Annotated in this window: 20 protein-coding genes, 1 tRNA gene and 1 pseudogene; 7 read left to right on the top strand and 15 right to left on the bottom strand. The window is 61.2% G+C overall.

Annotation, left to right across the window (positions count from 1 at the left end; translation table 11 throughout):
- Positions 1–111: 111 nt before the first annotated feature.
- A complete protein-coding gene (locus tag PW947_RS25905; RefSeq protein ID WP_299635232.1) occupies positions 112–1,386 on the bottom strand; it encodes a Zn-dependent hydrolase in 1,275 nt (424 codons plus the stop codon).
- A 385-nt stretch (positions 1,387–1,771) separates the two neighbouring features.
- Here PW947_RS25905 and PW947_RS25900 point away from each other — a divergent pair, with 385 nt between their 5' ends.
- Positions 1,772–2,452, top strand: a complete 681-nt coding sequence (locus PW947_RS25900) for a TetR/AcrR family transcriptional regulator (protein WP_299635231.1) — start codon at positions 1,772–1,774, stop codon at positions 2,450–2,452.
- 27 nt (positions 2,453–2,479) lie between these two features.
- Here PW947_RS25900 and boxA read toward each other — a convergent pair whose 3' ends face one another.
- The 4 genes from boxA to PW947_RS25880 all read right to left on the bottom strand — a co-directional run bounded on the left by boxA (position 2,480) and on the right by PW947_RS25880 (position 8,040).
- Positions 2,480–3,736 carry a benzoyl-CoA 2,3-epoxidase subunit BoxA gene (gene boxA, locus PW947_RS25895; protein WP_299635230.1) on the bottom strand — a complete coding sequence of 419 codons (1,257 nt, stop codon included), beginning with the start codon at positions 3,734–3,736 and terminating at the stop codon, positions 2,480–2,482.
- Positions 3,737–3,793: 57 nt separating this feature from the next.
- Entirely contained in the window at positions 3,794–5,221 is a 1,428-nt protein-coding gene (gene boxB, locus PW947_RS25890; protein ID WP_299635229.1) for a benzoyl-CoA 2,3-epoxidase subunit BoxB, read from the bottom strand.
- 76 nt (positions 5,222–5,297) lie between these two features.
- Positions 5,298–6,968 (bottom strand): 2,3-epoxybenzoyl-CoA dihydrolase, encoded by a 1,671-nt coding sequence (gene boxC / locus PW947_RS25885; protein WP_299635228.1) that lies wholly within the window; start codon positions 6,966–6,968, stop codon positions 5,298–5,300.
- Between the two features lie 121 nt (positions 6,969–7,089).
- Entirely contained in the window at positions 7,090–8,040 is a 951-nt protein-coding gene (locus PW947_RS25880; protein ID WP_299635227.1) for a helix-turn-helix transcriptional regulator, read from the bottom strand.
- Between the two features lie 193 nt (positions 8,041–8,233).
- On the opposite strand from PW947_RS25880, the gene PW947_RS25875 reads away from it, so the two are divergent.
- The 6 genes and pseudogenes from PW947_RS25875 (at position 8,234) to PW947_RS25850 (ending at position 16,953) form a co-directional block, all read left to right on the top strand.
- Positions 8,234–8,713, top strand: a complete 480-nt coding sequence (locus PW947_RS25875; RefSeq protein ID WP_299635226.1) for a DUF4863 family protein — start codon at positions 8,234–8,236, stop codon at positions 8,711–8,713.
- Between the two features lie 109 nt (positions 8,714–8,822).
- Entirely contained in the window at positions 8,823–10,448 is a 1,626-nt protein-coding gene (locus PW947_RS25870; protein WP_299635225.1) for a benzoate-CoA ligase family protein, read from the top strand.
- A 6-nt stretch (positions 10,449–10,454) separates the two neighbouring features.
- Positions 10,455–11,312 (top strand): alpha/beta hydrolase, encoded by an 858-nt coding sequence (locus PW947_RS25865; protein ID WP_299635224.1) that lies wholly within the window; start codon positions 10,455–10,457, stop codon positions 11,310–11,312.
- 346 nt (positions 11,313–11,658) lie between these two features.
- Positions 11,659–13,366: pseudogene (locus PW947_RS25860) on the top strand (alkaline phosphatase family protein).
- A gap of 172 nt (positions 13,367–13,538) precedes the next feature.
- Complete coding sequence (locus PW947_RS25855) at positions 13,539–14,993, top strand: cytochrome c peroxidase (protein WP_299635223.1); 1,455 nt, start codon at positions 13,539–13,541, stop codon at positions 14,991–14,993.
- A 379-nt stretch (positions 14,994–15,372) separates the two neighbouring features.
- Positions 15,373–16,953, top strand: coding sequence for a methyl-accepting chemotaxis protein (locus tag PW947_RS25850; protein ID WP_299635222.1), 1,581 nt, complete (start codon positions 15,373–15,375; stop codon positions 16,951–16,953).
- Between the two features lie 27 nt (positions 16,954–16,980).
- Here the strand turns inward: PW947_RS25850 and PW947_RS25845 are convergent, their stop codons facing one another.
- The 10 genes from PW947_RS25845 to thrS form a co-directional block, all read right to left on the bottom strand.
- Positions 16,981–17,361, bottom strand: a complete 381-nt coding sequence (locus tag PW947_RS25845) for a DUF5594 family protein (RefSeq protein ID WP_299635221.1) — start codon at positions 17,359–17,361, stop codon at positions 16,981–16,983.
- Positions 17,362–17,648: 287 nt separating this feature from the next.
- A tRNA-Pro gene (locus PW947_RS25840) sits at positions 17,649–17,725 on the bottom strand.
- 72 nt (positions 17,726–17,797) lie between these two features.
- A complete protein-coding gene (locus tag PW947_RS25835) occupies positions 17,798–18,199 on the bottom strand; it encodes a MerR family transcriptional regulator (RefSeq protein ID WP_299635220.1) in 402 nt (133 codons plus the stop codon).
- 45 nt (positions 18,200–18,244) lie between these two features.
- On the bottom strand, positions 18,245–18,655 hold the full coding sequence (locus PW947_RS25830) for an integration host factor subunit alpha (protein ID WP_299636018.1): 411 nt from the start codon (positions 18,653–18,655) through the stop codon (positions 18,245–18,247).
- A gap of 78 nt (positions 18,656–18,733) precedes the next feature.
- Positions 18,734–21,169 carry a phenylalanine--tRNA ligase subunit beta gene (gene pheT, locus PW947_RS25825; RefSeq protein ID WP_299635219.1) on the bottom strand — a complete coding sequence of 812 codons (2,436 nt, stop codon included), beginning with the start codon at positions 21,167–21,169 and terminating at the stop codon, positions 18,734–18,736.
- Positions 21,170–21,321: 152 nt separating this feature from the next.
- A complete protein-coding gene (gene pheS / locus PW947_RS25820) occupies positions 21,322–22,335 on the bottom strand; it encodes a phenylalanine--tRNA ligase subunit alpha (RefSeq protein WP_299635218.1) in 1,014 nt (337 codons plus the stop codon).
- 180 nt (positions 22,336–22,515) lie between these two features.
- The gene (gene rplT / locus PW947_RS25815) at positions 22,516–22,875 is read right to left on the bottom strand and encodes a 50S ribosomal protein L20 (protein WP_006052502.1); all 360 of its coding nucleotides are present in this window, start codon (positions 22,873–22,875) and stop codon (positions 22,516–22,518) included.
- A gap of 28 nt (positions 22,876–22,903) precedes the next feature.
- The gene (rpmI, locus tag PW947_RS25810) at positions 22,904–23,101 is read right to left on the bottom strand and encodes a 50S ribosomal protein L35 (RefSeq protein ID WP_111935491.1); all 198 of its coding nucleotides are present in this window, start codon (positions 23,099–23,101) and stop codon (positions 22,904–22,906) included.
- Between the two features lie 244 nt (positions 23,102–23,345).
- Positions 23,346–23,870 (bottom strand): translation initiation factor IF-3, encoded by a 525-nt coding sequence (gene infC / locus PW947_RS25805; protein WP_299636016.1) that lies wholly within the window; start codon positions 23,868–23,870, stop codon positions 23,346–23,348.
- 49 nt (positions 23,871–23,919) lie between these two features.
- Complete coding sequence (gene thrS / locus PW947_RS25800; RefSeq protein ID WP_299635217.1) at positions 23,920–25,827, bottom strand: threonine--tRNA ligase; 1,908 nt, start codon at positions 25,825–25,827, stop codon at positions 23,920–23,922.
- Positions 25,828–25,933 lie beyond the last annotated feature (106 nt).

The raw sequence follows: 25,933 nt of genomic DNA, 5'->3' as shown, positions 1-25,933 counted from the left end.
AACGCAATATGAGGACGTAGCCGGTCCCGCCGGTCGCGCGCGAAGCGAAACCGGGCCGGCTTTTTAGGGGTAAAACGTCAGGTAACGCGTCTGGCTACAGCGGATAGCAGATCACGGTTCGCATGCACGCTCGAGCATCGCATGCAGCAACACATTCGCGCCCGCTTCGATCCATTCGATGGTCGCGTCTTCGATCTCGTTGTGACTGATGCCATCGACGCACGGCACGAACACCATCGACGTCGGCGCGACCTTCGCGAGATAACACGCATCGTGTCCCGCGCCCGACACGATGTCGCGGCTCGGATAACCGAAGCGCTCCGCTGCGGCGCGTACCGAATTCACGCAGGCGGCATCGAAAGCGACGGGCTTGTAGTAGAAAATCTGTTCGAGTTCGGTTTCGAGGCCAATCGCCGAGGTGATCTTTTCGATGCCTTCGCGCAACGCGGCATCCATCTTTGCGAGCACGGCATCGTCCGGGTGACGGAAATCGACCGTGAAAAATACCCGGCCCGGAATCACGTTCCGCGAGTTCGGATACACCTGAAGCATGCCGACCGTCGCGCATGCGTACGGCGCATGATCCAGACCGATACGGTTGACCAGATCGACGACGCGCGCGGCGCCGAGCAACGCATCGCGCCGACGCGGCATCGGCGTCGGACCGGCGTGCGCCTCCTGTCCCGTCAGCGTGATTTCGTACCAGCGCTGACCTTGCGCGTCGGTCACGACACCGATCGTCTTGTGTTCGGCTTCGAGAATCGGGCCTTGTTCGATGTGCAATTCGAACGCGGCATGCAACGGCCGTCCGCCGCAAGGCACGTCGCCCGCATAGCCGATGCGTGCGAGTTCTTCGCCGATCGTCTTGCCGTCCACGTCCTTGCGCGACAGACCGTAATCGAGCGTGAAGACACCCGCGAACACGCCGGAGGCGACCATCGCAGGCGCAAAGCGCGAGCCTTCCTCATTGGTCCAGATCACGAATTCGACCGGATGTTCGGTCTCGATGTTGTGGTCGTTCAGGCTTCGAATCACTTCGAGTCCGCCCAGCACGCCGTAGATGCCGTCGAAGCGGCCACCGGTCGGTTGCGAGTCGGCATGCGAACCGGTGACGACCGGCAGTGCGTCCGGATTGCGACCGGCGCGGCGCATAAACACGTTGCCCATCTGATCGACGGTGACGGTACATCCCGCTTCCTTCGCCCAACTGACGATCAGGTCGCGTCCCTGCTTGTCGAGATCGGTCAGCGCGAGGCGGCACACACCGCCCTTCGGCGTGGCGCCGATCTTCGCCATCGTCATCAGGCTGTCCCACAGGCGCTGGCCGTTGACGGTAATCGCGGTGGACGGTTCAGCGACCTTGATCGCTTCGGATACGACGTTCATTCGACTCGCTCCTTATGCTCGAAACGGTACTGCATCTTTAAACGGACACCCATTCATGCGATGAAACTGGTGCATGCATGGCGGTATTTTGGGGCGCACCGGCACGGCGGCGGTGCAATCAATCCAGCTTCAAAACAGCGGGCTTACCCTGATTTAGACCCTCGTTCGCCCGCTCATCGAATCCTGTCCAGTTGGACAGGTTGTAGTCGATCAAAAACGCCAGTTCAATCATTTTCGTTCGGTGCATCACAGATCGAATGCAGAGCGAGAACCGTGCCATGGCGATGCAGCATGCGTCAAGCGAGCGGTAAAAACACGGTATCGCGCGAAGCGGATCAGCGGCTAGAATGAGTCGCGACGCGGCCCTCGCCGCGAAAGGCCGACCATGACACACGACGACGCGCTTGCCACTCCGACCGAAAACGATGAACCTGCTGCGCCGATGCGGCGACGCAAGGCGCACATCCGCGAGTCGAACGAAGCGCATCTCGTCGCGTGTGCGGAAGCGGTTTTCGCGGAGCGCGGTCTCGCGGGCGCGAGTACCGCGATGATTGCTGAGCGCGCGGGTTTACCCAAGGCCAACCTGCATTACTACTTTCCGACCAAGCTGGATCTTTACCGGCGCGTGCTCGAGGATCTGTTCGAAGACTGGTATCGCGCGGCGGACACCTTCGAATGCAGCGACGACCCGGTCGAAGCGATCGGTGGCTATGTGCGCGCCAAGATGGCCTTATCGCAACGTCGGCCGCTGGGCTCGAAAGTGTGGGCGAATGAAATCATTCATGGCGCCGAGCACATGCAGGACATTCTCACGCAGCGTGTGAAGCCGTGGCTCGACAGCCGGGTCGTCGTGATCGAGAGTTGGGTATCGCGAGGCCTGCTCGCGCCGGTCGAGCCGCAAACGTTCATGTTCATGATCTGGGCGATCACGCAACACTATGCGGATTTCGACGCGCAGATTTGCGCGCTTCGCGGCGAGCGCGAGATATCGCGCCGCGCATTCGATGACGTCACCGAAGAGGTCGTCGCACTGGTGATCCGGGCATGTGGCGCGCGCTCGCCGTGAGCGCGTCCGAACCCGAATCCTGATGCATCAGTAAGTCTCGAGATGCAAACGGCCCTCTCGTTTGAGCGTGGCCCAAAGCGCTTCCCATTCGATGCCGGCGCCGCATGCAATTTCCCTGAGCGCCTGCAGCACGCCGTCCTCCATGCCCTTCAGGCCGCACACGTAAATGTGCGTCCCCGACTCGCCGAGCAGATGCGCGACATCGACGGCACGCTGCCGCATCGCGTCCTGCACATACCGTTTCGGCTGCCCAGGCACGCGTGAAAACGCGAGATTCGTATCGATGAAATCCTTCGGCAAATTCGTCAACGGCCCGAAGTACGGCAACTCTTCCTGGCTGCGCGCGCCGAAGAACAGCATCAGCTTCCCCGTTGCGCCCTTCAACCGGCGACGCCGCCGATACTCGGTCATCGCCCGCATCGGCGCGGAACCTGTGCCGGTGCAGATCATCAGCAGATGCGAGTCCGGATGGTTCGGCATCAGGAACGTGCCGCCGAACGGTCCGATCACGTTCACCACGTCGCCCTTCCTGAGGTCGCACAGGTAGTTCGAGCACACGCCGTTCGCCGCGCCGCCCGCGTGATCTTCGGTGACGCGTTTGACGGTCAGCGAGACGTTGTTGTAACCCGGCCGCTCGCCGTCGCGCGGACTCGCGATCGAATACTGCCGCGCGTGATGCGCACGACCATCGGCGGTGACGCCGGGCGGCAGAATGCCGATCGATTGACCTTCCAGCACCGGAAACGGCATCGAGCCGAAATCCAGCACGATATGGTGAATGTCGCTTTGCGTCGCTGCGCCGGTCAGCCGGTAATTGCCCACTACCGTCGCGCGGGTCGGCGAATTGTGGGTGTAGAGATTCACATACGGCTTCGCGGCGGACCAGGGCGGCACCGTCGAGCCACGCACCAGATCGACGTTTAAGCCGTCCGCGCCGGCGGCGACATCGCCCGCATCGACCGGCGGCTGTGCGCCGCTCTCAGCGGCTTGTACGACGCCTGCAGCGGCGGTTCCCTGTTCGGGCAACACGTCCCACGCGTACTGCTCGTCGAGCGCGTACGCGTCGGCTTTCAGCACGCTGCGCCAGTTGTCGATCGCGCCGGTCGGGCACGGCGGCACGCAGGCCATGCAGCCATTGCACACGTCCGCTTTCACGACGTAGTTGTTGTCGTCGTGCGTGATCGCATCGATCGGGCAGGTTTCCTCGCAGGTGTTGCAGCGAATGCAGATTTCCGGATCGATCAGATGCTGCTTCAAAATCTCGATCGAGACTGGCGCGTTCATGCCTTCCTCCAACTCGTATCCAATGCAGCGCGTCCCACACTGAGCGCGACGTCGCGCTCAGTTGAACCGCACGTATTCGAAATCCACCGGCTGGCGGTTGATGCCCATCGGCGGCGGCGCAATCCAGTTCGCGAACTTGCCCGGTTCGGTCACGCGTCCCATCAACGATGCGACATACGCGCGATCCTCGGGCATCGGCAGCCACTTCGCTTCGTTCGCGGCCCATTCGGTCTCGCCGATCACGCGACCGTCCGGCGACACACGCGTGCCGGCGAAGGTGCCGATCTGACGATTGAACGCCTTGTGCGGCACGGTCAGGCGCACATCGATGCCGGCTTTCTCCAGCACCTTGTTCCAGCGATTCACCCCCGCCACCGAATCCTTGATGTAGTCGTCGCGCAGCACTTCGTTCATCGCGTTGAGCATCGGCACCTCGCGCTCGACCAGCTTGCCGTCCTGCACATCCAGCAAGCGGTAATGACGGTCGGCGAGCTGATGATCGTCGTCGCGTTTGCCTTCTTCGTAACGCCCCTTCAAACCGGAGCTGTAGAAGGTCGCCGCATTCGACGAATGATCCGCACCGAACAGATCGATCGTCACCGAGTAATGGAAATTCAGATACCGCTGAAGCGTCGGCAGATCGATCACGCCTGCGGCGCGCAAGCGGTTCACGTCGTCGGTGTGCAACTCGTTCATCACCTGCGCGGTCCGCTGGATTACCCGCGACACGCCCGACTCGCCGACGAACATGTGATGCGCTTCTTCGGTCAGCATGAACTTCGTGGTGCGCGCGAGCGGATCGAAACCCGACTCGGCGAGCGCCGACAACTGGAACTTGCCGTCGCGATCGGTGAAGTACGTGAACATGAAAAACGCCAGCCAGTCAGGCGTTTTCTCGTTGAACGCGCCGAGGATGCGCGGGTTGTCGTCGTCGCCGGAACGACGACCGAGCAAGGCTTCCGCTTCCTCGCGACCGTCGCGTCCGAAGTAGCGATGCAGCAGATACACCATCGCCCACAGATGCCGCCCTTCCTCGACGTTGACCTGAAACAGGTTGCGCAAGTCGTACATCGACGGCGCGGTCAAACCCAGGTGGCGTTGCTGCTCGACCGAAGCCGGCTCCGTGTCGCCCTGCGTGACGATGATGCGTCGCAGGTTCGCACGATGCTCGCCCGGCACGTCTTGCCATGCGGCCTCGCCCTTATGCTCGCCGAACTGGATCTTGCGGTCCTGTTCGCCCGGCGTCAGAAAAATTCCCCACCGGTAGTCCGGCATTTTCACGTGATCGAAATGCGCCCAACCGCCTGCATCGACGCTAATCGCCGTACGCAGATACACGTCGTAGCCATGCGAGCCGTCCGGGCCCATATCGCCCCACCACGACAGGAAATTCGGCTGCCATTGTTCGAGTGCGCGTTGCAGCGTGCGGTCGTCGGCGAGGTTGACGTTGTTCGGAATCTTTTCGCTGTAATTGATTGTGGACATCACAGTTCCTGTGTCGATACCAGCAGATATTCAATCGATGGAATGCGCGTGAACGTGCCGCGCGGCCACGCGCATGTCACACGCGCGCGAGCTCGAATTGCGCCTTGCTGCCCTTGCCGTAGACCTTGAGCGCGCCCTTCTCGCCCACCGCATTCGGCCGGTTGAAAATCCAGTTCTGCCATGCGGTCAGGCGCCCGAAAATCCGCGTTTCCATCGTTTCCGGGCCGTTGAACCGCAGGTTCGCTTCGAGACCGGTCAATGCATCGGGCGACATCGCCGCGCGTTCTTCCAGTGCAATACGGATTTCATCGGCCCAGTCGAGATCGTCGAGAGAGGCCGTGACGAGACCGAGCCGTTCGGATTCCACCGCGTGAATCGGCGTGCCGATCCTGTCGCGCACCGCGTCGAGCGGCGCGCGCTCTTCATAGAAACGGCGGCCCAGCCGCGATTGATGCGTGACCATCGGATACAGACCGAAATTGACTTCCGACAGCGTGATCGCCGGTTCCTCGTCTTCGTTCGACGGCAACGCGGCCATATACGTGCGATCGGCGGCGAACGCGAGTTCAGCGAACGTGCCGGCAAAGCACGAACCCGGTTCGATCAGCGCGAACAGCGAACGCGACGACACGTCGATGCGCGCCAGCGTGCGGCGCAACAGCCCGATCGTTTCGCGGACGAACCAGTGGTCTTTGTGCGCCATCAGCGCGGCATCGGCGGCGAGCACCGTGCGGGCGTCGCCTTCGGTACGCAGGATCCACGTGCCGATATCGAGTTCGTTGGTGCGCATCGTGAGGATCGCGTCGTCGAGTTCCCGCGCGAATTGCAGCGGCCACCAGTTCGCGCCTGCCGCGACGATCGATTCGATATCGGCGGCGGGTGTCTCTGCCGGTGCTTTCGCGGTGAAGGTCGCCGTGCGTTTGGCCCGGTCGATCGTGATCTCGAGCGTCCGGTAGGTCAGCCCGTCGTCACGCCGCGTGCGCTCGATGCGCTGCAGCGCCACACCTTTCGCGTCGGCGGGACGATCGCTTTGCGCGGCGAGTTCGAGTGCCCGCGCCGCGATTGCCTGATCGAACTGGTTGGGCTTCACCACTTCATCGACGAGCCGCCATTCCTTGGCCCGTTCGCCGCGAATGCCTTCCACGACGGTGCAAAAAATATCCGCGCGGTCATGACGTACGCGGCGCTTGTCCGTCACGCGTGTCAGTCCGCCCGTGCCGGGCAGCACGCCGAGCAAGGGCACTTCCGGCAACGACACGGATGACGAACGGTCGTCGACCAGATAAATCTCGTCGCATGCGAGCGCGAGTTCATAGCCGCCACCGGCGCAGGCGCCGTTCACCGCCGCAAGAAATTTGAGCCCGGAATGACGCGACGAATCTTCGAGACCGTTACGCGTCTCGTTGGTGAACTTGCAGAAATTGACCTTCCACGCATGGGTCGAGAGACCCAGCATGAAGATATTCGCGCCCGAGCAGAACACGCGGTCTTTCAGGCTGGTGACGACCACCGTGCGCACTTCCGGATGCTCGAAGCGGACCCGTTGTATTGCGTCGTGCAACTCGATATCGACGCCCAGATCGTATGAATTCAGCTTGAGCTTGTAGCCGTCGCGGATGCCGCCGTCTTCGGCGATGTCGATGGCGAGGGTCGCGACCGGGCCGTTGAACGTCAGCTTCCAGTGCTTGTACTGCGACGGGTCGGTGCGATAGTCGACCGGCGCGAGAGCGGTTTCTGCTGCGGACATGGGGCGTCTCCTGGGGACAATGCTGTGCTGTTTGAAGAACAATAGTGCATCGATCTTCGCCGGTAAAGCACTTTAGTGCATGCATCCAGATAAACCCCTACGCTTCAGTGCATGTCGGCGCTCAGCCCTCCGCTGTCTCGGCGGCGAGACGCGCGGCCAGCCGGTCGCGCAGTTGCAGATAGGCGTCCGCGAGGGTTTGCTCGCTGGTGTCGAAGCTCATATCCGCGCGGCCGTACAGCTCGCTGCGCCCGGCCAGAATGCGCTTCAGGTCGTCCATCGCCTCCTTGTTGCCCGACATCGGACGCATGTCGCCCTGCGCGACCACGCGGCGCATATGCTCCTCCGGCGTCGCTTGCAACCACACGGTGTAGCAATGCGCGAGCAGCGTGTTGAAGGTGCCCGCCTCCGACACCAGACCGCCCGGCGACGCGATCACCGCGCACTCGTGCTCGGCGATCACCGCTTCCATCGCACGCTGCTCGTAACGGCGATACGCGCTCGCGCCGTACAGCGAATGAATCTCCGACGGCGGACATCCGGCCATCTGCTCGATCACCCGCGTCAGCTCGACGAACGGTACTTTGCGCTCCTGCGCGAGCATCCGCCCGAGCGTCGATTTGCCCGCGCCACGCAGTCCGATCAGCGCAATCCGGTCCTTGCGATGCGGGTCGCGCGGCACCTGCGCGAACATCTCGGCAAGCGCGACGCGGGCGCGCTGCAACGCGGCCTGATCGCGACCTTGCAGCAGTTCGCGGATCAACAGCCATTCCGCCGACGACGTGGTTTCGTCGCCGGTCACTTCCGCCAGCGAACAGTTCAGCGTGGTCGCGATCTGCCGCAGCACCAGCACCGACGCATTGCCGACACCCGATTCGAGATTGGCCAGATGCCGCTCCGACAACCCGGTTTCGAGAGCCAGCGTCTTGCGCGTCATGCCGCGCCGCGCCCGCAGCAGCCGCACGCGCTCGCCCATCGCAGTCAGAAACGGATCGCGCTCGGCGCGTTCGCCCGATGGCGTGCTTTCGTCGGCGGCAGCATCGGTCAGCGGCTCGCGGGAGTAATTCTGGTTCATGTTTAAACACCTTCTGACATCGATACATGTACTATAGTGCTTGACACGCACCGGGTGAACGGTTAATTTTCGCCAAATATTGATCCAATAACAAACTCCGCGCAGGTTCGCGTCAGGGATTTGCGCAGGAGCGGAGACGGACGACGGGCGCGCATGCAATAAGCTGCGTGTCCGCTCAGCCCAGGAGGCTTGCATGTCCCCCCAAGACTTCCAGCGCCTGATCGCGACAGTGACGGCGCAGATCGACGGCCGGCCGCTCGATGGCGCGCTCGCCGACTGGCTCAACGCCACGTGGCCCGCTGACAGCACCACCTTCCGCGAACTCGCCGACGCGTGCCGCGCAGGCGTTGCACAAGGCTGGCTGTGCAATCGCGAAGGCGGCGGCATCCGTTATGGACGCGTGTTCAAGGCGCTCCCCGCGACCCACGGTTTTTCAGTCGACGTGGTCGATATGAATGACATCGCCGGTCCGCACCATGTGCATCCTCACGGCGAAATCGATCTGGTCATGCCGCTCACCGACGGCGCGCGATTCGACGGCCACGCGGCCGGCTGGTGCGTGTACGGCGCAGGCAGCGCGCATCGCCCCACTGTCTCCGGCGGCCATGCGCTCGTGCTCTATCTGCTGCCGCAAGGCGCGATCGAATTCACGCCCGCGTCCGGCACCGCCTGAATCGCGGCACCTGATCGACTTGCCTCATCGACATCGCCACATCCACGCATCGACACTGATCACGCATCTGCCCGAAGCCTGAGCGGTGCGACATAACGCTGGAGGAGACATGGAAGCCTTGCTGGACACGCCCGCCAACCGGAACCCGCAGCCGGACGCAGGCGCCGCGACGGTCGATGCGCCGCCTGCCCAATTCAACTTCGCGACGCACCTGTTCGCCTTGAACCGGTTGCGTGGCGACAAGCCCGCGTATATCGACGACAACGGCGTGACGACTTACGCCGAACTCGAACAGCGCGCGCGACGTTGCGCGACCGCGTTACGCACGCTGGGCGTTCATCCGGAAGAGCGCGTGTTGCTGGTGATGCTCGATACGGTCGAATTGCCGGAGATCTTTCTCGGTGCGTTGTATGCGGGCGTCGTGCCGGTGGTCGCGAATACGCTGCTGACGTCGGCCGATTACGCTTATATGCTCGCGCACAGTCATGCGCGCGTGGTCATTGCATCGGGCGCTGTATTGCCGACTGTCGCGCGTGCACTCGACGAAGCCGCGCCCGACGATGGTTGTACGTTGATCGTGTCGCAACCGCTGGCCGGCGAAGTCTATCCGGACAATCCGCCGATGCAGGTGCTCGGCGAACTGATCGATGCCGCGCCGCCCGCACTAAAGCCCGCACTCACTGCCAGCGACGACATGGCGTTCTGGCTGTATTCGTCGGGATCGACCGGCAAGCCGAAGGGCACCGTCCACACGCATGCGAATCTCTACTGGACTGCGGAGTTGTACGCGAGGCGCGTGCTGGGGATCGTCGAAAGCGACGTGGTGTTTTCCGCGGCCAAACTATTCTTTGCGTACGGCCTCGGAAACGGCTTGACCTTTCCGCTCAGCGTCGGCGCGACCGCCGTGCTGATGGCCGAACGCCCCACGTCCGCCGCGATTTTCGCGCGACTGACCCAGCATCGTCCTACGGTTTTTTATGGCGTGCCGACCTTGTACGCGAGCATGCTCGTGTCACCTGATCTGCCAGCACGCGCGGACGTGTCGATTCGCGTGTGCACGTCCGCGGGTGAAGCGTTGCCGCGTGAAATCGGTGAACGCTTCAAGGCGCATTTCGGTTGCGACATTCTCGACGGCATCGGCTCGACCGAAATGCTGCATATCTTTCTGTCGAATCAACCGGACGATGTTCACTACGGCACGACCGGGCGACCTGTGCCCGGCTATGAAGTCGAACTGCGAGACGATGCCGGTCACGCAGTCGGCGATGGCGAAGTGGGCGATCTGTTTATCAAAGGACCGAGTGCGGCACTGATGTACTGGTGCAATCGCGAGAAAACCCGTGCGACGTTTCTGGGCGAATGGATTCGCAGCGGCGACAAGTACCAGCGGCTTGCAAACGGCTGCTATGTGTATGCGGGCCGCAGCGACGACATGCTGAAAGTCAGCGGGCAATATGTATCGCCGGTGGAAGTGGAAATGGTGCTGGTTCAACACGACGCCGTGCTCGAAGCGGCCGTGGTCGGCGTGGATCACGCCGGTCTCGTCAAGACGCGGGCGTTCGTCGTGTTGAAGGACCCGGCTTTAGCGTCCGATGCGCTAGGCGAAGAACTCAAGGCATTCGTCAAGGAACGACTCGCGCCGCATAAGTATCCGCGTGACATTGTCTTCGCCGACGATCTGCCCAAGACGGCAACCGGTAAGATTCAGCGGTTCAAACTGAGAGCGTTGAGTTAGCCCGCCATGTCTTCCGCACCGACGTCTTTGGCTTCGAGCCAGTTTGCCCGCCTGCCTGAAAACGCGTCGCGCGACGCGCTGGATATCGAGTACCGCTTTGTTGAATGCGCATCCGGCGAGACATCCGGCGATGCGCCGTTGATCGTCTTTCTACATGAAGGGCTCGGCTCTATCGACATGTGGCGCGACTGGCCGCGAGCGTTATGCGAGCGGCTAAAGATGCGCGGACTCGTCTATGCGCGTCCCGGCTATGGACGCTCTACGCCGCGCCCGCATCACGTGCGCCTGCCCGTGGAATTCATGACCTCGCAAGCGGACGACGTGCTGCCCGCCCTGCTCGATGTGCTGCAGATCGATGAAGCACAACGGCAGCGCATGTGGGTCGTCGGCCACAGCGACGGCGGCTCGATTGCACTGTTATATGCGGCCACGTTTCCCGAACAGCTAGCGGGTGTCGTCGCCATTGCACCGCATGTCTTCGTCGAAGACATCTCTGTCGAAAACATCGCCGCTGCAAAAACGGCCTATGAACACGGCGATTTGCGCGCGCGTCTGGCCCGCTATCACGCTGACGTCGACTCGGCGTTTTATGGCTGGAACGACATCTGGCTCGATCCAGCCTTCCGGCATTGGCGCATTGCCGAACGTCTGTCTACGATCCGTTGTCCGCTGCTCGCGGTACAAGGCTACGACGACAACTACGGAACGATGGCGCAAATCGACACGATCGCCGAATACGTGCCCCACGCGCAACTGACCCGGCTCGACCGATGCGGACACTCGCCGCATCGCGACGCACCCGAAGCACTCACGGACGCAATCGCGCGCTTCGTTCTATCCAGTAGCACGCAGCGTCACGCGTAAAACGCGCGGCGCTTGCGCGCCAAAGCACTCGCTTTAGAAAAAACGAAAGGCGGCCCACGCATTTTGCGTGACGGCCGCCTTTCGTTTTTTTCAATCCTATCAATCACATTGCCTTACACCGAAAGCACTTTCGCAATATACCGAAAGCATTACGCAATGAAAGCGACGCTAAAGGTTAATAACGCGGTGTTTCAATTCGCCCTGCCCGAAATGCATCACGGTCATGGCGCATCGAGGCGTGGACGCATCAAGGCATAGCTGCACGAGAACCTCTAACAACATTACCAGTCCCGCCCCCCACTCTCTGCCGGGCGTCGGGCTGGTCAGCGAATCTGGAGCCAGTCACATGTTCCCCAAAGCCCTGTTACCCATTCCGTTTGCCGCAGCGCTGCTCGCGCTAGCCGCATGCGGAAGCAGTAACCACAACAATACGTCGCACGACTGCGCCCGCTTCGGGCGCATCCTCTCCGGCCGCATCGGTGTCTGCACAGGACGCACTCACCACGAAGACGCCGATCAAGCATCTGGTCGTGATCTTCGGCGAGAACCGTTCGTTCGATCACTACTTCGCCACTTACCCGAACGCGGTCAACCCGGCCGGCGAGCCGGCGTTCACGCCTGCAGCCGGCACGCCCGCGAGCCCGAACGGTCTGACCCAGGCGCTGCTGACCAGCAATCCGAACAAGACGGCATCGGGTAACGGCGCCAACGCATCGAACCCGTTCCGCCTCGACCGCACGCAAGCGAATACCGAAGGCCAGAACCACGCGTACACGGCCGAACAGGAAGCGTACGACAACGGCAATATGGACCTGTTCCCGGAATACACGGGTAACAACACGGTCAGCAGCACGGGCGTGTTCGGTACGCCGGGTCTCGTCATGGGTTACTACGACGGCAACACCGTGACCGCGATGTGGAACTACGCGAACAACTTCGCGATGAGTTCCAACATGTACACGGACAGCTTCGGTCCATCGACGCCGGGCGCGCTGCACGTCATTTCCGGCCAGACCAACGGCGTGATTCCGACGGGCGGCACGGCCGTCGCCGGCGAGATGATCTCCGACGACAACGGCGGCTTCACGATGACCGGCGACGCCGACCCGCAAGGCGACGTGTGCTCGGGCACGACCACCGGCCAGATGTCGTCGAACAACAAGAACATCGGCGACCTGTTGAACGGCAAGGGCATCACGTGGGGCGGCTTCATGGGCGGCTTCGACCTGACCTCGACCAATCCGAACGGCACGCAAGGCTGTAGCCGTACGACGTATTCGTCCGTGCTGAACACGTCGCCGAAGGACTACAGTCCGCACCACAACTGGTTCCAGTACTACGCGAGCACGGCGAATGGCGCGCATACGCGTCCGACTTCGGTGGCGTCGATCGGTACAACGGATCCGCTCGACAGCACGGCGACGCCGGTTCACCACGAGTACGACGTCAACGACTTCTTCACGGCAGTGAAGGCGGGCAATTTCCCGTCGGTCAGCTATCTGAAGGCACCGGCCGTCAACGATGCGCACCCGGGCAATTCGGATCCGCTCGACGAGCAGGCGTTTATCGTCAAGGTGGTCAACTTCCTGCAGCAGCAGCCGGACTGGAAGAACACCGCCGTGATCCTGACCTACGACGATTCGGATGGCTGGTACGACCATCGTTATGCAACGCCGACCACGGCTTCGTTCTCGTCGGCAGATGCGCTCAACGGCGCGGCAACCTGCGGCGTGTCAGGTACGACGCCGCGCGGTGTCGGTCCGACAGGTCTCGCGGTTGACGGTCGTTGCGGTCCGGGAACGCGTGTGCCGCTGATCGTGGTGTCGCCGTATGCAAAGGCGAACTATATCGACGACACGTTGATTACGCAGTCGTCGGTGGTTCAGTTCATCGAAGACAACTGGCTTGGCAGTCAACGCCTGGGCGGCGGTTCGAACGATGCCGCTGCGGGCAGCATCATGAGCCTGTTCGACTTCACGAACGGCGGTGCCACGCCGACGCTGTATCTCGACCCGAACCTCGGCACGAAGCTGTCGTCGCCGCCGTCGAGCTAAGCCCTGCATCACGGGTCCGGTCGTCTCGCATCGCGCATTGATCCGATGTCGAGCGACCGGACCGATTGATGAATCGAATCGAAGCGACGTGTCCGGTGTCGAGCCTGCTTGATCGAGGCTCGACATGTCCGTTTGTATCGCATCCGTCAGGGTGCCTGTACCAGTCATCGCCATGAGCCATCCGAATACCGTTCTGCCGCCGGCGCTGCCCGCCGGCCGTCAACCCAACCGCACGCCCGGTGGACGCGCAGGTCGCACGTCGTTGCGCCGTATCGTGCTGCGCGTCGTGCTCGGTCTCGTCATCGCATGCGCCGCGCTGGCCGGCTATGCGCTCGCGTATCCGGAACGGATGCCGGACGCGATCGGCGAGGCCGTCGAGAACATGACCGGTGCGAACGCGCATCCTGTGCATTTCGAGCGCCCCGCCGTCGAACCGATGAGCGCGATCGCACTGCTCGGCAAACAGCTTTTCAACGACCCATCGCTGTCGGCGTCGGGTCAGCAATCCTGTGCGTCGTGCCATAGCGCGTCGCACGCGTACGGGCCGCCCAACGATCTGTCGGTGCAGCTTGGCGGTCCGCACATGCAGGATGCGGGTTATCGGCCGCCGCCGTCGCTGACGTATCTGTATCGCCAGGCGCCGTTCAGTATCGGTCCCGATGCCGCCGACGCCGACATTCCCGTGAGTCTCGACCAGGCCGCTTCCGCGGCGCAAGGCGTGCAGCGTGCGGTGAAAACCGCGGGCGCTGCGCCCGCCGCGCCCGCGATGGTGCCGCAAGGCGGTCTCTTCTGGGACGGTCGCGCAGATTCGCTGCAACGTCAGGCACTCGGACCGCTGACGAATCCGGTTGAAATGGCCAACAAGGATCTCGGCGCGGTCGTGCAGAAACTGTCGCAGGACAAGTATCGCGATACGTTCGGGAAACTGTTTGGACCGGCTGTTTTGCACGATCCGAATCTGCTTGCGTCCGAAGCGATGTTCGCGATTGCGCGCTTCCAGATCGAGGATCCGTCGTTCCATGCGTTCAGCAGCAAATACGATTACTGGCTCGAAGGACGCGCGCGTCTGTCGCAAGCGGAGTTGCACGGCCTGCGTCTGTTCAACGATCAGAACAAGGCCAATTGCGCGGGCTGTCATCTGAGCGCGGTGAGCCGCGACGGCTTGCCGCCGATGTTCACGGACCAGCAATACGAAGCGCTCGGTGTGCCGCGCAATACGTCGCTTGCGCTCAACAAGGATCCGAAGTTCTACGACATGGGCACCTGCGGCCCGTTCCGCAAGGACATCGCGGACCAGACGCAATATTGCGGAATGTTCCTTACGCCGACACTGCGCAATACGGCCACACGTCATGCGTTTTTTCACAACGGCGTGTATCACGACCTGAAGCACGTGATGGATTTCTACAACCTGCGCAATACCAGCCCGGAAAAAATCTATCCGCGTGACGCATCGGGCAAGGTGCAGAAGTACGACGATCTGCCCGCGAAATACCAGGCGAATATCGACGTCGCCGATGCCCCGTTCGATCGCAAAGCCGGCGAAAAACCGGCAATGACCGACCAGGATATCGACGACATCATCGCGTTTCTGAAAACACTGAACGATGGCTACAAGGTGAATTGACACCCACATCGTGCAGCATGAAAGCGGCGGTCGCGTAATACGCGATCGCCGCATTTTATTTCGTCATACCAAATGTATCGAAGATTCATCCAAGAGCCTTTCCTTACGCGGTGAAATATCGATCGCCGCGTTGTCGCGCGCACATGCTCAAGCTTTGACGATTCCTGCCGTTTACCTCGCTGAGGCCCTTCGTTCGTGCAACGCCGCTGGCCGGCAACATCATGTTGTCGCGCGCGAATCAAGGGTAACGCCCAACGCAGTCCGGAATCACGACGCGCCACCCGCTACGTCGCCGGCAATGTGAGACCGGCCCGCCGCATCGACGCTACCCGCGTCCGGTCCGGTGCAAGCGCCGGAGTAGATGTTTTCAGGAGTCTGTGTGTCTTTCATCAGGAATCTCAAGATCGCCGTCAAGCTGGCACTGCTGGGCGCCGTGCTGCTGATCGCAACGATGCTGGTCGGGCTCGAAGGATGGCATGCGCTGTCCGCGACCCATGCATTGCAAACGCGTTCGACGCGCACCCTCAGCGAGTACGCCGAAGCCGCCGACACCGCGCGCGTCGCGCAGGTCGAATTCAAGAAGCAGGTGCAGGCATGGAAGGATTTGTTGTTGCGCGGCGCGGACGCTGCATCGTTCGATAAATACCGTCACGAATTTCTTGCCGAAAGCACCACCACCGACGCTGCATTGCAAGCGCTGAAAAATCAGCTGACGACGTTGGGTGCGGCAACCGATGGCGTCGATGCGGCACTGTCCACGCATGCGTCGTTGCAGACCAGCTATCTCGACGCGTTGAAACACTACGATGCCGCCGATCCGAACACCGCGCATGTCGTCGACGGTCTGGTCAAGGGAATCGACCGCGCGCCGACCGCCGCGATCGACGCGATCGTCGCATCGGTGATGCAGCAGGCAAAGACATCGAGCGACAGCACCACGCAGGCCGCTGAAGCGTCGTACACGCTCGCGTGCACGTTGTTGCTCGTGGTCGTACTCGCAGCGCTCGCGGGCGGCACGGCGACCGTCCTGTTCCTCAGCCGCAGTATCACGGTGCCGGTGCAACAGGCAGTGGGCGTCGCACAAGCGGTTGCGTCGGGCGATCTCGCCACGGACGTGGTCGTGCGCAGCAACGACGAAACCGGACAGTTGCTCGCCGCGCTCAACCAGATGAATCAGCGCCTGCGTCATATCGTCGGAGAGATTCGCGAAGGCGCGACGACGATTTCGAGCGCGACCGAGCAGATCGCGGCCGGCAATCTCGATCTCTCGGCGCGCACCGAACAGCAAGCGGCGTCGCTCGAAGAAACGGCGGCGTCGATGCAGCACTTCACCGAGTCCGTGCAACGCAACGCCGGACACGCGCGCGATGCGACCGCGCTCGCACAAACCGCTGCGCAAGCGGCACGCGACGGCGGCGCCGTGATGGTCGATGCAGTGCGCACGATGGGTCAGATCGAAGCGTCGTCGAAGAAGATCGTGGACATCATTGCCGTGGTCGAAGCGATCTCCGCGCAGACCAATATTCTTGCGCTGAATGCCGCCGTCGAAGCGGCGCGCGCCGGAACCGAAGGTCGTGGCTTCGCGGTGGTCGCGTCCGAAGTGCGGAGTCTCGCGCAACGTTCCGCCGATGCTGCACGCGAAATCAAAGGCTTGATTCGCGACTCGGTCGCCACGATCGATTCGGGCACGCAACTGATCCAGCATGCGAGCGAAACGATGGACGGCGTGGTGGAAAGCGTCGGCCGCGTGACGCAGATCGTCGAAGCGATCGCGGCAGCGAGCGGCGATCAGGCGGCCGGCATCTCCGAAGTGAACGATGCGGTCACGCAGATGGACCAGGTCACGCAGAGCAATGCGGCACTGGTCGAGGAAGCGGCGGCGGCGGCTGACGCGGTGCAAGGCAAGGCGTCGGGACTGGTACGCAGCGTCAGCTTTTTCCGGCTCGGCGCGGCGTCGTAAGAAAATGGATTGGCGGCAAGCCTGAGCTCAGGCTTCGAAGTCGAGACCGCCTAACAGAATCTGGACTTCCGCTTGCGTGTGCGAGTGGAAGTCGATGTGCCGCGCAAAATGCCATGCATCGAACTTGCGTGGAATCGCATCCAGATACCGCGTGAAGCGCTGCTCTGCGCCCGCGTCCATCAAACACGCGATCTCGTCGCTGTCCCACGTCAGGATCACGTTCAGCGGATGCGGATAGCGATGCGCGTCGCCGCGCGGTTCACCCCACAGATGAATGCGCGAAGGATGACCGTGCCCTTCGTAGCGCAATACTTCGGCATGAACGCCGTCATCGAACAGACTGCTGATTTTCGATGCGATGCGCGGCGCGAATTCGGTGTCGAACCGGGCCGCTGTATCTGGTTTCATGCGTCGTCTCCATCGCCGTATGCGAACGATCCTAGCATGGCGCATGCACGCATACGTATGACGCATCGCTGCATGCTCGCATGCGTTTCGCGCATGCGAGCATGGCTCGTGAGTGGGCTACGTGGGCGCGGTGCGAATGCGCAAGCGCTGATGAAGCGAGGTATCGATTAGCGAAATCGTGTCACCGACTTTCGGCGTATAGCCAGGACGTCCCTGCCCGTTTGCGCCGATAACGCGACGGAAATGAAAAAGGCCTTCCGGTTAAAACCGGAAGGCCTTTTAAATACTGGTCGGGGCGAGAGGATTTGAACCTCCGACCACCTGCACCCCATGCAGGTACGCTACCAGGCTGCGCTACGCCCCGAAAGCACAAAAGTATAACAGACAGTTCACACGATTAGAACCGGTTCACTGCAACAAAAGCGAAGCGAAACGACTAGCGGCTCAACAAATCGATCACGTGCAGTAACTCCTTGCGCAACTGATCGACATCGACGGCTTCACCCGTTTGAACCTCACCGGTTTCGCGCTCTTCGTCGGGATCGGGTGGGGCACCGTGAGCACCACCGTGTCCTGAATCCAGGCGGTTACGCGCGCCGTTGATCGTGAATCCCTGCTCGTAAAGCAACTCACGAATTCGCCGGATCAACAGCACTTCATGGTGCTGGTAATACCGGCGATTGCCGCGTCGTTTGACGGGCCTCAACTGCGTGAACTCCTGCTCCCAATAGCGCAGTACATGCGGTTTGACGCCGCACAATTCGCTGACTTCACCGATGGTGAAGTAACGCTTCGCCGGAATCGGAGGCAAGACGACTTTTTCGATCGTCGCTGTCATCGTCAGTTAGCCGTCGTGGTGGTTGCGCAGGAACGCGCCGGTCGATCAGCGCGTGAAGCTTGCCTCGGCGCCGTTCTCAACCAGCGCTTTCAGCTTTTGACTTGCATGGAACGTCACGACGCGGCGCGCGGCGATGGGAATCGCCTCGCCGGTCTTGGGATTTCTGCCGGGACGCTGCGGCTTGTCGCGCAGCTGAAAATTGCCGAAGCCGGACAGCTTCACGCTATCGCCACTTTCCAACGCGTCGCGAATCACCTCGAAGAACGCTTCGACCATGTCTTTCGCTTCGCGCTTGTTAAGTCCGACATTGTCGAACAGCAACTCGGCCAGCTCAGCTTTGGTCAGCGTAGGCGTTTCAGCCGACGCGCCAGCGGGTGATGTCGGAATGTCGCGAATCATGGCGCTGCGTTGCGCCGTAAGAAGGGCTTCGAAATCACTCGAGTTCATTTCATTCATATCTATCAAATGGCGCGCCAACCAGAAAGCGGGATGCGGAATAGCCGTTCGAAGGTTATCCCGCGAGTTACCCGCGGGTTATCCGCGCAACCGTGCGCCATATACTCGAGCCACACTATTTACCAGGGTTTGAATGGCCAGATCGACCGTTTCGTCCTGAAGAGTCCCGCCAGTATCTTGCAAGGTAACACGGAACGCAAGGCTTTTCTCGTGAGCTGCCAGACCACCGGAAGTGTTTGATTTTGGACGGAATTCGTCGAAAAGCGCAACCTTCTGAACCGTCTTGCAGGCGTCTTCCGACAGCGCCTTTTGCATCTCGTCGAGCAATGCCTGGACCTCGATTTTCTGATCGACGACAAGCGCAATATCACGCTTGACCGGCGGGAATTTCGACACGTCCGATGGAGTCGGCAAAGCACGTTGCATTAATGCTTCGGCTTCAATTTCAAACAGAATCGGCGCATGCGGCAAATCATATTTCTGCATCCAGCGCGGATGCAATTCACCAATCCAGCCCACTGCGCGACCATCGATTTCAACGCGCGCTGAACGTCCCGGATGCAGCGCCGGATGCTCGGCCTTGACGAAACGCGGCACGACCGGCGCGAACAACGCTTCGAGATCGCCCTTCACATCGAAGAAATCCACCGCGCGCGACTGCGACGCCCACTGTTCGTCGAGCGCCGGACCATAGGCGAGCGCACCGATCATCTTCGGTTGCGCGAAACCTTCGACCGTCAACTCGCCTGCCTTGATCGACGGATCGTGCAGAAACACGCGACCGACTTCGAACACGCGCACGCGATCCGCGCGACGGTTCAGATTCGAACGCAGCACGTTGATCAGGCTGCCGAACAAGGTCGTGCGCATCACCGAAAGCTGACTCGCGATCGGGTTCAGCAGACGGACCGGATTCGCATTGCCCGCGAAGTCCTGTTCCCACTCGGCGTCGACGAAGCTGAAGTTGACCGTTTCCGCGAAATCGCGCGCGGCCAGCGCATGACGCAACACGTGGATCGAACGCTTGGTTTCGTCGGTGCGGCGCATTTCGCTCGTCGCAACCGGCGGACGCGCGGGGATCTTTTCGAAGCCGTAGATACGCGCGACTTCTTCGATCAGGTCTTCTTCGATTTCGATATCGAAACGGAACGACGGCGGCGTCACCGAGAACGACGTGTCACCGTCACGCTCGAAACTGAGACCGAGGCGCGTGAAAATCTGCGCGATCTCGTCGGCGGAAATCGCCACGCCGATGATCTTGTTCGCGCGAGCGACACGCATCGTAACCGGCGCGCGTTGGGGCACGTTGACCGTCTGGTCGTCGACCGGACCGGCTTGACCGCCGCAGATTTCGAGGATCAGTTGCGTGATGCGCTCGATGTGTTCGACGGTGGTTGCATAGTCGACGCCGCGCTCGAAGCGATGCCCTGCGTCAGTCGAAAAGTTGTACTTGCGCGAGCGGCCACGAATGCTGTCCGGCCACCAGAATGCGGCTTCCAGATAGATGTTGGTCGTGTCGAGCGTGACGGCCGTGCTGTCACCGCCCATGATGCCCGCGAGGCTTTCGATATGCTGTTCGTCGGCGATCACGCCGACCGTTTCGTCGAGCTCGACGGTGCTGCCGTTCAGCAGTTTCAGCGTCTCGCCCTTGCGCCCCCAACGCACGTCCATGCCGCCGTGGATCTTGTCGAGATCGAACACATGCGACGGACGGCCGAGTTCGAGCATCACGTAATTCGAAATGTCGACCAGCGCGGAAATGCTGCGTTGTCCCGAGCGTTCGAGACGTTGCACCATCCACTGCGGCGACTTCGCGCGCGCATTCACGCCGCGAATCACGCGGCCCGAGAAACGGCCGCACAAGTCGGGCGCCGAAATCCTGACCGGCAAGGTTTCGTTCAGCGTGACCGCTGCCGGCTTGATGTCGAGCGGGCGCAACGGCGCGCCGGTGATCGCCGACGTTTCGCGCGCCACACCGAACACAGACAGACAGTCGGCCTTGTTCGGCGTCAGCTTGATTTCGAATACGGTGTCGTCGAGATTCAGCGTCTCGCGGATGTCCTGGCCGATCGGCGTCGCTTCCGGCAGGATCATCAGGCCGCTATGATCTTCCGACAGCTTCAGTTCGCGCGCCGAGCACAGCATCCCCTGACTTTCGACGCCGCGCAGCTTGGACAGCTTGATCGCGAACGGTGCGCCGCCCTCTTCGGCCGGCGGCAGTTCCGCGCCGACCAGCGCGACCGGCACCTTGATACCCACCGACACGTTCGGCGCGCCGCACACGATGGTCAGCGTCGCGCCGGTGCCGGCATCGACCTGACAGACGTTGAGCTTGTCAGCGTCGGGATGCTTGACGACTTCGAGCACCTGACCGACGACGATCTTCGACGTAGGCGGCGCAGCCGGACGCAAGCCCTCGACTTCGAGCCCCGCCATCGTCAGCGCGTGCGACAGCTCATCGGTGCTCAGCTGCGGATCGACGAAGGTTCTCAACCAGGATTCGGGGAATTGCATGGTGGTGTACGTTCTAATCAGGTTGGGCCCATGTCCGGCCGATGCTTCGCACCCTGCCGGGGGCACTGCTTGCTTGCGACGGCGCGTCGGATGACGCGCGGCCGCCCTCGTTGCATGTCAGGCTGGTCCGACGACGATCGCCGGCGCGAGCCTTAAGCGAATTGACGCAGGAAACGCAGATCGTTTTCGAAGAACAGACGCAAATCCTGCACGCCGTAGCGCAGCATGGTCAGCCGTTCGAGGCCGCTGCCGAACGCGAAACCGATATAACGCTCCGGGTCGAGACCCATGTTGCGGATCACGGTGGGGTGCACCTGACCCGAGCCCGAGATCTCGAGCCACTTGCCGGCGTTTTTGCCGTGCTCGAACATCATGTCGATTTCCGCCGACGGTTCCGTGAACGGGAAATACGACGGGCGGAAACGTACGAGGATGTCGTCGCGTTCGAAGAATTTTTTGAGGAAGTCGGAGTAGACGCCCTTCAGGTCGGCGAAGCTGATGTTCTCGTCGATCCACAGGCCTTCGACCTGATTGAACATCGGCGAGTGCGTCGCGTCGCTGTCCACGCGATACGTGCGACCCGGCACGATGACCTTGATCGGCGGCGTGTTGGTGCGTGCGTAGCGAACCTGCATCGGGCTCGTGTGCGTGCGCAGCAGCAACTGGCGGCCGTCGGCACCTTTACCGTCGACGTAGAAGGTGTCTTGCATCGATCGCGCCGGGTGGTTTTCCGGGCTGTTCAGTGCGGTGAAGTTGTACCAGTCGGTTTCGATTTCGGGGCCGTCGGCCACGTCGAATCCGATCGTACGAAAAATCTGTTCGACGCGTTCCCACGTGCGCATCACCGGATGCAAACTACCCGCTCCGATGCCGCGACCGGGCAAGGTCACGTCGATGGCTTCTGCGGCGAGACGCTGACTCAGCAACGCGTCGGCGAGCGCCTGGCGGCGGGCCGTCAAGGCCGCTTCCACCTGCTGCTTCGCGACGTTGATACGGGCGCCGTCGGTCTTGCGTGTCTCGGGATCGAGCTTGCCAAGGCCCTTCAACAACTCGGTCAGCGCACCCGATTTACCGAGAAAGCGGGCTTTCTCGTTCTCGAGGGTGGTGACATCCGCGGCTTGTTCGAAGGCTGTTTGCGCGTCGGCGACAATCTGGTCCAGATCCATTGATCCCATCTTTCAACGTCAGTGTTCAATTGAGGCAAAACTGGCTCGACCAACAAAAACGGGGCTCGGTAAGGAGCCCCGTTTTTGTTGCAGCGTCACCGAGACTACCGGATGTTCGCTACAACGAACCATGCAGTTTGATTTAGCAAACGCGATGATCAGCGTTTGCCAAATGCGCAATCAGGCTGCAACGGCGGCTTTCACCTGCTGAACGATCGCAGCAAAAGCAGCCTTGTCGAACACAGCCATGTCGGCCAGCACCTTGCGGTCCAGTTCGATCGAAGCCTTCTTCAGGCCGTTGATGAACACGCTGTACGTCATGTCGTGCTGACGCACCGCCGCGTTGATACGCGTGATCCACAATGCACGGAACACACGCTTCTTGTTGCGGCGATCGCGGTAGGCGTATTGGCCTGCGCGCATGACCGCCTGCTTGGCGATGCGATAGACGTTATTGCGACGGCCGCGGTAACCCTTGGCCAGCTTGATGATCTTCTTGTGACGGGCCCGTGCGGTAACCCCACGTTTGACTCTAGGCATATTTGCTCCTGTGAGTTTTAGTTAAGGGTTAAGCGAACGGCAGCATTGCGCGCACGGAGTTCATATCGGAATCATGAACTGCCGTCGAACCGCGCAGATGGCGTTTGTTCTTGGTGGTCTTCTTCGTCAGAATGTGGCGCTTGAAGGCTTGACCGCGCTTGACGGTACCGCCCGGACGCACCACGAAGCGCTTTGCAGCACTCTTCTTGGTCTTCATCTTCGGCATGACAACTCCATTATTAGATGGATATGGGTGTGCGGTTGGCCCAAAAAGCCCTATCCCGCCCTTCGAAACCCACTCCACTTGGTATGCAGCTAACCCAGACTTCAGGCGCCGCGTTTTCAGAAGTCGTGACCGCAAAAACGGTCGCGCTCCGAAAATCTGCCGGTGTTCGCCGAATCCGGCGAACACCGTTGAACCTTGATACGACTTCGGCGCGCGCTTCACAGCGCGCAGCCGGTCAAGCCGCTTACTTCTTTTTCTTCGGGCCGAGCACCATGATCATCTGGCGCCCTTCCATCTTCGGCATTTGCTCAACCGTGCCGACTTCGTCGAGATCGGCGCGCAGACGCTCAAGCATCCGCATACCGATTTCCTGGTGAGCCATTTCGCGGCCGCGGAAACGCAACGTGATTTTCGTCTTGTCGCCATCGTCGAGGAAGCGGATGAGGTTGCGCAGCTTGACGTTGTAGTCACCGTCGTCGGTACCCGGGCGGAATTTGACTTCCTTGACCTGGATGACTTTCTGCTTGAGCTTCGCCTCGTGCTGCTTTTTCGCTTCCGAGTACTTGAACTTGCCGTAATCCATCAAACGGCAAACCGGTGGAACCGCTTGAGGCGCGATTTCGACCAGATCCACGTCCTGCTGTTCCGACATGCGGAAAGCATCGGCGAGTTTTACGATGCCGAGCGGTTCGTTCTCGACTCCGACCAGACGCACCTCAGGTGCCGTGATTTCACCGTTGATGCGATGAGCAGACTTATCAGTAGCGATGTTACGTTTCCTTTAAAAATTAAAAAGCGAGCCGGGCCGCCGGGTGGCTTTACTTGAACGACTGCACGTCCTGACGCAGACGTTCAATAAAGGTATCGACCGGCATCACGCCAAGATCGACACCGCCACGGGCGCGCACGGCTACCGTTTGGGCTTCACGCTCTTTGTCGCCGACCACAAGCAGGTACGGCACCTTCTCTAGCGTGTGCTCGCGTATTTTATAGCTAATCTTCTCGTTGCGCAAATCAGCCTCAACTCTAACCCCTTGTTTTTGCAACGATTGGGCCAGAGCAGCAGCATATTCCGCCTGACTTTCGGCGATATTCATCACAACGACCTGCATCGGTGCCAGCCAGGACGGCATTGCACCAGCATGGTGCTCGATCAAAATGCCGAGGAACCGCTCCATCGACCCGACGATCGCACGGTGCAACATGATCGGCCGGCGACGGCTATTGTCTTCCGCGACATACTCCGCGCCGAGACGCTCCGGCAGCACCATATCGAGCTGCAGCGTGCCGCACTGCCACGAACGGCCGAGCGCATCCTTGATGTGATACTCGACCTTCGGGCCGTAAAACGCGCCTTCGCCCGGCAGTTCTTCCCACGTGACGCCGCAGGCCGTCAACGCGTCGCGCAGACCTTGCTCGGCACGATCCCACGTTTCGTCGGTACCCGCGCGTGCATCCGGACGCAGCGACAGCTTGATCTGCACGTCATCGAAACCGAAGTCCTTGTACACGCTCATCGCCAGCGTATTGAACGCGATCGATTCGCTGATGAACTGGTCTTCGGTACAGAAAATGTGCGCGTCGTCCTGCACGAAACCCCGCACGCGCATCAGCCCGTGCAACGCGCCCGACGATTCATTGCGATGGCACGAACCGAACTCCGCGTAACGCAGCGGCAGATCGCGATACGAACGCAGACCGTGATTGAACACCTGCACGTGTCCCGGACAGTTCATCGGCTTGATCGCGTAATCGCGCTTTTCCGATTCCGTCGTGAACATGTTTTCACGGTAGTTCTGCCAGTGACCCGACGCTTCCCACAACGAGCGGTCCATGATCATCGGCGTCTTGATCTCGAGATACCCGGCGTCGTTCACGCGACGGCGCATGTACTGTTCGACCTGCTGCCACAGCGTCCAGCCGCGCGGATGCCAGAACACCATGCCCGGCGATTCGTCCTGCATATGGAACAGGTCGAGTTGCTTGCCGAGCTTGCGGTGATCGCGCTTTTCCGCTTCCTCGAGCATGTGCAGATACTGCTCCTGGTCTTCCTTCTTCGTCCAGGCCGTACCGTAAATGCGCTGAAGCTGTTCGTTCTTCGCGTCGCCACGCCAGTACGCGCCAGCGAGCTTCATCAGCCTGAAGACCTTGAGCTTGCCCGTGGACGGCACGTGCGGGCCACGGCACAAGTCCGTGAATCCGCCATGCGAGTAAAGCTTGATGTCGTCGGCAGCGGGGATCGATTCGATGATCTCGGCCTTGTACTTTTCGCCAATGCTCTTGAAGTAGTCCACTGCTTCGGCGCGCGACACCACGCGACGCGTAACCGGCTCGTCTTTCTTTGCCAGTTCCTGCATGCGCTTTTCGATCTTTTGCAGATCTTCGGGCGTGAACGGGCGGCTATACGCGAAGTCGTAATAGAAGCCGTTGTCGATCACCGGACCGATCGTGACTTGCGCTTCCGGGAACAGATCCTTCACCGCGTACGCAAGCAAGTGCGCCGTCGAGTGACGGATGATGTCGAGACCGTCGGCGTCTTTTTCGGTGATGATGGCAAGCGCGACGTCGTGATCGATCAACGCGGACGTATCGACCAGTTCACCATCGATCTTGCCGCCGAGCGCGGCTTTCGCAAGACCGGGACCGATCGACGCCGCCACTTCCGCGACGGTCACAGGGTGATCGTACTGTCGAACAGAACCGTCAGGCAGGCGTATCGAAACCATTGTGTTCTCCGTGGTGCCGGCGGGCGGCGGCGCTTGCAACGACCCGTAAAAAAGCCAAAAAAAATGCGGCCCCGCTTTCGAGGGGCCGCATTCACATTTCCATCAA

This window comes from Paraburkholderia sp. (genome assembly GCF_028283785.1).
Classification (GTDB): Bacteria; Pseudomonadota; Gammaproteobacteria; order Burkholderiales; family Burkholderiaceae; genus Paraburkholderia.
The sequence above is the reverse complement of the archived record's forward strand: the minus strand, read 5'-3'. Positions and strand labels throughout refer to the sequence as shown.